The organism is Exiguobacterium sp. s129 (assembly GCF_018617585.1).
Lineage (GTDB): Bacteria > Bacillota > Bacilli > Exiguobacteriales > Exiguobacteriaceae > Exiguobacterium > Exiguobacterium aestuarii_A.
Window position 1 is genome coordinate 1 of sequence record NZ_JACSKL010000026.1, and the last position, 4,983, is coordinate 4,983.

At 44.5% G+C, this 4,983-nt stretch carries 5 protein-coding genes; 3 read left to right on the forward strand and 2 right to left on the reverse strand.

The window, feature by feature from the left end; genetic code table 11:
- Window positions 1-110: 110 nt before the first annotated feature.
- The gene (locus KNO92_RS14565; RefSeq protein WP_214697372.1) at window positions 111-1,409 is read right to left on the reverse strand and encodes a glutamate-1-semialdehyde 2,1-aminomutase; all 1,299 of its coding nucleotides are present in this window, start codon (window positions 1,407-1,409) and stop codon (window positions 111-113) included.
- A 191-nt stretch (window positions 1,410-1,600) separates the two neighbouring features.
- On the opposite strand from KNO92_RS14565, the gene perR reads away from it, so the two are divergent.
- On the forward strand, window positions 1,601-2,032 hold the full coding sequence (gene perR, locus KNO92_RS14570) for a peroxide-responsive transcriptional repressor PerR (protein WP_031421138.1): 432 nt from the start codon (window positions 1,601-1,603) through the stop codon (window positions 2,030-2,032).
- Window positions 2,033-2,069: 37 nt separating this feature from the next.
- Here the strand turns inward: perR and KNO92_RS14575 are convergent, their stop codons facing one another.
- Window positions 2,070-2,429, reverse strand: a complete 360-nt coding sequence (locus KNO92_RS14575; RefSeq protein WP_251127031.1) for a YgzB family protein — start codon at window positions 2,427-2,429, stop codon at window positions 2,070-2,072.
- A 103-nt stretch (window positions 2,430-2,532) separates the two neighbouring features.
- On the opposite strand from KNO92_RS14575, the gene KNO92_RS14580 reads away from it, so the two are divergent.
- Window positions 2,533-3,471: a nucleotidyltransferase-like protein gene (locus KNO92_RS14580; RefSeq protein WP_224863216.1), complete on the forward strand. Its 939-nt coding sequence runs from the start codon at window positions 2,533-2,535 to the stop codon at window positions 3,469-3,471.
- A 39-nt stretch (window positions 3,472-3,510) separates the two neighbouring features.
- Window positions 3,511-4,683 (forward strand): PstS family phosphate ABC transporter substrate-binding protein, encoded by a 1,173-nt coding sequence (locus KNO92_RS14585; RefSeq protein WP_214697368.1) that lies wholly within the window; start codon window positions 3,511-3,513, stop codon window positions 4,681-4,683.
- Window positions 4,684-4,983: the final 300 nt, after the last annotated feature.

The window sequence follows — 4,983 nt, forward strand, 5'->3', positions numbered from 1 at the left end:
TTTTTGTCGGGCAGAGCGCCTCGAGCTCGTTGGACATAAAAAAAGACGAACCAAATCGCACGTGGCGATTTGGTTCGTCAACAGCCTGGAGATGCTTACGCATCTCTTTCTCACAACTGTGCAAACGAGCGGTTGACCGCTTCGATTGTCTCGTCGATATCTTGTTCCGTATGTTCTGTTGTGAGGAACCATGCCTCATATTTCGATGGGGCCAAGTTCACGCCGTTTTCAAGCATCAACTTGAAGAAGCGTCCGAACTTCTCACCGTCCGATTTTTCAGCACCCTCATAATCAGTGACGATTTCATCCGTGAAGTATACCGTGAGCGCTCCCTTCAAACGGTTGAGCGTGATGGTCACGTCATGTTTCTCTGCCGCTTCACGGATCCCTGCCTCAAGTCGTGCACCGAGCTTGTCTAACTTTTCATAAACGCCAGGTTGTTCAAGTACTTCGAGACACGCGATTCCTGTCGCCATCGAGGCCGGGTTTCCTGCCATTGTGCCGGCTTGATACGCAGGTCCGAGTGGTGCGACCGTCTCCATGATTTCGGCTTTTCCGCCATAAGCGCCAATTGGTAGACCACCACCAATAATCTTCCCAAGTGCCGTCATATCCGGTTCGATTCCGTATACTTGTTGGGCACTTCCATATGTGAAGCGGAATGCTGTGATGACTTCATCATAGATGACGAGAGCGCCATGTTCGTGCGTGATGTCATTAACAGCCTGGAGGAAACCTGGCTTCGGTTCTACGATTCCGAAGTTCCCGACAATCGGCTCGACGAGAACACATGCGACCTGGTCTCCCCATTCCTTCATCATCTCGCGATACGCTTCGATGTCGTTGAATGGGACGGTGATGACTTCTTTAGCTGTGGCTTTTGTCACACCTGCTGAGTCTGGAGAACCGAGTGTTGCTGGACCACTACCTGCTGCAATCAGCATGAGATCCGAATGTCCGTGGTAGCAACCGCTGAATTTCACAACGAGTTCACGACCGGTATAAGCACGGGCGACTCGAACTGTCGTCATCACGGCTTCTGTTCCAGAGTTGGTGAATCGTACCTTATCCATAGAAGGAATGGCTTGTTTTAGTTTCTTGGCAAACTCGACTTCAAGACGGTGAGGTGTTCCGTATAATAAACCTTTTGAAGAAGCGTTCATAAGCGCTTCATGAATGTGTGGGTGGGCATGACCCGTAATGATTGGACCGTATGCCGCCAAATAATCGATGTAACGGTTGCCGTCTACATCATAAAAATAGGCACCTTCGCCGCGTTCCATATAAACAGGGGCGCCGCCACCGACCGCTTTAAATGAGCGGGATGGACTGTTGACACCTCCGACGATGTGAGTGAGTGCATCTTGGTATAATGCATCGGATGACTGACGATTTGATGAAGTAGTCATATGTATTGCCTCCTTATTCAAATTCGCACTTATTGTATCATAGCCGTCAACCGCATAAGCTCAGTGTTTGACGAGTAGTTGAGAAATCAGTACACTATTTATAAAGATTACTATGTAAGAAATAAGTTAATTTTCAAAACTATTTCGCATGAATTTTATAGAAGAAATGAGGGATTGACGTGGGAAGCGAAATGCTTGACCATGCTGTTCAGTCGCTCCGGGAACATGGAGTCAGAATGACGCCTCAGCGCCAGGCCATTTTGGAGTACCTCGTCACGGAGCACAGTCACCCGACAGCGGATGACATTTATAAGGCACTTGCCGCACGGTTTCCAAACATGAGTGTGGCCACTGTATATAACAACTTGCGTGTCTTTAAAGAAGTGGGTCTCGTTCAAGAGATGAACTATGGGGACGCCTCAAGTCGCTTTGATTTTGTGACGTCGAAACACTATCACATCATCTGTGACACGTGTGGGAAAGTCGTCGACTTTAATTATCCGGTATTAGATGAAATCGAATCGGTTGCATCTCAATTGACTGGGTTCAAAGTCGATCGTCACCGTCTTGAAGTGTACGGAACGTGTCCGTCTTGCCAATCTGAGCAATCACAAACACATTAAAAACCACATCCGAGCATTCGGATGTGGTTTTTTGTTGTCAGTCAGTTTGTTCTGACTGACGCTTGTTATATTTTTCATCAAACTCTTTACCTTCAAGTGAGCGGTCAATTGTGAGCGGTTCGTCACAATGCATACATAAGTCGACGCGCCCAAGCATTTTCGTCTCTTTTTCGCAATTCGGACACGTGACGATGATTGCTTTTGTCGAGGCCATCCCGACGATGAAGTAAAGGGCAGAGCTTGCGAGCACCATGATAAATCCAAGCAGCATAAAAATAATCATGAGCCAAGTGATGGATTTAGCGAGAAGTCCGAGATACATGACGCCGATTCCGCCGAAAATCAGGAGTAATGCTATATTGCGTGCACGGTTGATTTTGTTCCCCCGTTTTTTCATAAGTGAATCCCTCCAATAGTCTGTCTCTATCATAGCTCATCTTCAAACGAGTGAGAAGTTCCTGCACTTTTTCGGCAGGAGTTTTTTGAAAAGAGGGCGAATCTTGTTCGTATCGAAAATGACAATCGTCATATATAGTCAACTTACGATTGGGAGAGAAGGGGTCCAGATGACGATGGAATATGCGACTCGCACTATTTATTCAGAATATGCTGCATTAAAAACAACTCTTGGAATTATTGAAGTGAAGAAAAAACGAGCACGTGATCCGTTGACGGATCAATCCGACCGTCTGCTCATTGTCATTGAAGCGAGACCGGATCCATTTTGGACGGTGAAACATTATCAGGTCGGTCAAGAAAGAATTGTCTTACATGTCGTGAGTGACTCGATGATGGACAGATGGATCGTCTTAAATGAAAACCGACGCGCGATTCATTGGATTGAAGACGGAATTGTTCTATTTGAACGGAATGAATACATCTTAGAGTTGCGACAACGAAATCGTAATTTGACGAATAGGGAACAACGTCTTCAACTATCGCTTTCGTTTGCGAAACTATTGCGTCGTTTTGAAGATGGTCGCTATTTATTTTTAGAAGGCGAATTCCAAGACGCCTTTACCCAGATTCACCATGCGCTCACACACTTGGCGCGACTTTCGATTTTAGAGGCTGGAATTCATCCTGAAATTGTTTTATGGGAACAAGTCCGAGCAATCGATCTTGAAATTTATAAGCTACACGAAGAACTTGTCGGGGGACAAGAGACACTTGAACAACGAATCCATCTTGTCGTGATTGGAATGGAACATTTGATTCAATCAAAAGTGTTGCCCGGCACACTGTTGTTACTTCAGACGATGCAAGAGAAAGATGGGGCTTGGACGTTCTCCGAATTGATGGATCATCCAAACTTAAATGAGCTTCGTGTCGACCTCGGAAGTATCATCGGATTTTTAGTGAGAAAAGGATATGTTCGTACGGTCACGAGACCAACAAAGGGAGTTGGAGTAGAAGCAGTACTTTATGAGATTGCCTAATTCCCCGTATGTAAGCATGATGAGGAGACGATACGTCGCATGAAATTTTTGAAGTTTAGCATCGGAACGATTTTCATTTTATTTGTCACGTTTGTGATTTCCGTCGTTGTCGCTCTCTTTACGATGGGAGACCCGATTATACAAGGACGCCCCATTCTTTGGACGATTTGGTATATGGCGGCTCTGTTGATTGTATGTATGGGTCTTTATGATTTTTCGCCTCTCTCAAATCGGAAAGTGAAACGGGTCCTCGGTTGGGGAGTTTTATCAGGTGTTCTTGTATTCGCTTCTGTCAAAGGGTACTACATGTATCAAGACCATTTGAAAATTGAAGAGCGTGGTGTAGAGTTAATCGATTATCAGCCATTTACGAACTCAGATCGATTGGCGAAATTGAATCATCCAACATCCGTTTCATTCGTAAACGGCGTGCCACGGTTGGATGGTGCGACAGCTCTTTATCCGATGTATGCTTCATTCGTCGAAGCGGTGTATCCAAACTCCGGAACGTATGACCCGTATAATGATCAAGTGAGTAAAGTCGTCTCGACAACAACGCCAGAAGCATACAGTCGATTGATGAACGATCAAACGGACTTGATTTTTGTCGCGGGTCCGTCGGATCGTCAGTTGCAAGTTGCGAAGCAAAAAGACGTATCTCTACATATGACACCTGTTGGTAGAGAAGCATTTGTATTCTTTGTTCATGAAGATAATCCGGTAGAGTCATTGACAATGGAACAAGTCCGTGGAATTTATGCGGGGGACATCCGAAATTGGAAAGAGGTCGGTGGCAACTCCGAAACCATTCGTGCTTTTCAACGACCTGAAGATAGCGGTAGTCAAACGGCATTGCAAAAGATGATGGGTGAACGAAAGTTGATGGAGGCACCGGTTGAAGATGTACCTCAAGGAATGGGTGGAATCATTCAACAAGCCTCATCGTATCGAAATCATAAAAATGCGATCGGATTCTCATTCCGATACTATGCGACAGAAATGGTCAATGATCATAAAGTCAAGTTACTTCGTATAGATGGGGTCGAATCGACCGTTAAAACGATTCAAGACGGATCCTATCCGCTGACCTCTGAATTCTACGCAGTTACTACGGAAGAAAAAGCAGAGCAATATGATGCTTTTCTAAAATGGTTAGGTAGCGAGGATGGCCAGGTGTTGGTCGAAAAGACGGGTTACGTTCGTCTTAAATGAAACAGGTAATCAAGGTTTACTTTTCGTCTTATCAGCGAAGAGTAAATCTTTTTTTAAATTTTATTGTTTTTTGTATTGACGAAGTGGTAAATAGAGATTATAGTTATAAACGTTGTCACGGCAAAAGATTATTTCAGAAAAACAATTTGTGAAAAAAGTTGTTGACGAAAACAATTGAAACGTGATAGATTAATGAAGTCGCCAAGAGCGACAGACGAACTTTGAAAACTGAACGATGAGGCAAAAATAAGTTTTACAATTTTTGAATGAAGCGCAAGCTTCGTCAATTTAAGAGCTATA

Excerpts from the sequence above, each read along its gene's own strand:
- KNO92_RS14565 (WP_214697372.1), bottom strand. The coding sequence starts at position 1,409 with ATGACTACTTCATCAAATCGTCAGTCATCCGATGCATTATACCAAGAT.
- perR (WP_031421138.1), top strand. The coding sequence starts at position 1,601 with ATGCTTGACCATGCTGTTCAGTCGCTCCGGGAACATGGAGTCAGAATG.
- KNO92_RS14575 (WP_251127031.1), bottom strand. The coding sequence starts at position 2,429 with ATGAAAAAACGGGGGAACAAAATCAACCGTGCACGCAATATAGCATTA.
- KNO92_RS14585 (WP_214697368.1), top strand. The coding sequence starts at position 3,511 with ATGAAATTTTTGAAGTTTAGCATCGGAACGATTTTCATTTTATTTGTC.